The following is a 1,275-nucleotide window of genomic DNA, read 5'->3' on the forward strand; positions in this document are numbered from 1 at the left end:
GGAATATAGTTTTCCTTGGATAACTGGCTTTTTAGTTGGATTTTTTCTTTTTAATATATCATATAATGATATATGCGTGGTCTCGTGATGTACCTTTTATCTTTACGCACTACTTATCCCCCTTTGAATTATTTTATCAAAATGAGTCTTACTAATATACATTCCCATACAGCTATAGGCTGTTCATGAAAATAGCAACATAAAAATATAACTTTTTAGCAATATGGATTCTACTGTGATCTTTTTTCAACAAAATATAGAAAAATCTTCTATAAAACCTCACAGTCTATAGCCTCATCAAATATTATGCTTATCTCTAGATAAATACTGTGCGTCTGTAAAAAAATATCCACCCTTATTTCAATAAATAAGGGTGGATATTCTGTTCTATTTTCGTTGTTCGTATTATTTTATTTTCAGAGTGATTGCACCACCTATTCCCCAATGACCACCAGCACTCGTGGCAGAGAGATTAGAGCGGATTTTTCCGTTTTCAGATGTATAACCAGCACCAAGAGCAAATGCGGATTGTCCACGCCATGTGCCGCTACCAAATGAGACACTCAAAGATCCTAGCTCGTCGAAGTAACGTAGGTTGGATACTGCTAAACCAACGGCGGCTGCTTGCCTTGCCTCTTTCCGTACGCTCTTAATGTCATAACTAAACGTTTCAAATTTTATATCGGTTTAGGATTTCGACTCGTTAACACCATTACTCATCGCATTATCCTTGGATTCAGAAAAATATTTATCTACATATTTTTTCGCATCATCAAAAACTGTCTTAATCTGCTGCTCACTGTCATCTAACAACCACCAACCAGCCCCCCTCCACGACTTCTGTCAAATTTGCGTAAAACACACCACTCTTCACACCTTTTCTCTTTCTTTATTTTCAACATTAATGCTGGCACTGTTATTTGTGGGAGTCGTTCTTTTAATCGTGTAACTCTTTTCGCCCCTGTCTTGTATAGACAGGAGCGTTTTTGAAAATAATCGTAGTAAATTTTATTAATTTAGAGTTAAGCTTAATCCTACACCTACACCCCAGCGCCCTCCGGAACTTGTCACAGATAGACTAGAGCGAATATTTCCATCTTCAGATGTATAACCAGCACCAAGAGCAAATGCGGACTGATTGAGCCATATACCACTACCAAGTGCAACACTTAACTTTCCTGGTGCATCATTGTAACGCAAGTTGGACACCGCTAGACCAATAGCAGCAGCTTGTCTTGCTTCTTTCCGAACATCCTGAATAGCATAATTCAATGT

General features: G+C 37.8%; 2 protein-coding genes. Both read right to left on the minus strand.

Going from position 1 to position 1,275, the window contains the following annotated elements; translation table 11 throughout:
- Positions 1-405: 405 nt before the first annotated feature.
- Positions 406-567, minus strand: coding sequence for a YadA-like family protein (locus tag ACFINI_RS09925; protein ID WP_375624327.1), 162 nt, complete (start codon positions 565-567; stop codon positions 406-408).
- 444 nt (positions 568-1,011) lie between these two features.
- Positions 1,012-1,275, minus strand: a 264-nt coding sequence (locus ACFINI_RS09930) for a YadA-like family protein (protein WP_375638880.1), incomplete at its 5' end; no start/stop codon positions are given.

This window comes from Bartonella sp. AA56HLJMS (genome assembly GCF_042197145.1).
Lineage (GTDB): Bacteria > Pseudomonadota > Alphaproteobacteria > Rhizobiales > Rhizobiaceae > Bartonella.